Origin of the sequence: Microbacterium sp. B19(2022), assembly GCF_012030385.1 — a bacterium.
In the GTDB taxonomy this organism is placed as follows: domain Bacteria; phylum Actinomycetota; class Actinomycetes; order Actinomycetales; family Microbacteriaceae; genus Microbacterium; species Microbacterium oxydans_B.
In genome coordinates this window covers 1-249 of sequence record NZ_JAAUVO010000050.1, presented here as the reverse complement: position 1 = coordinate 249, position 249 = coordinate 1, and the positions used below count along the sequence as shown (strand labels likewise).

The window sequence follows — 249 nt, the reverse complement described above, 5'->3', positions numbered from 1 at the left end:
GCTCCCCGTGCGCATCGTGCGGGTGGAGTTCCTCGGCGAGATCGTCGAGTACGAGGCCGAGGTGCTCACCGAGGGCGAGCCCGTCGCCACGATCGTCGGCCGCGGTGCACCGCTGGCGACACCCCCCCGAGGGCGGCAGGGTCTTCCTCGAACTGGTCCCGCACGCCTGCCGCGTGCTGGGCGCATGATCCATCCCGCACCACACCCGCAATCACACACCTGATGTCAGAGAGGACATTCAGATCATGA

General features: G+C 67.9%; 1 protein-coding gene. It reads left to right on the top strand.

Going from position 1 to position 249, the window contains the following annotated elements; translation table 11 throughout:
* A partial coding sequence (locus HCX50_RS19685; protein WP_167635474.1) for a hypothetical protein occupies positions 1 to 223 on the top strand: 223 nt, incomplete at its 5' end.
* Positions 224 to 249 lie beyond the last annotated feature (26 nt).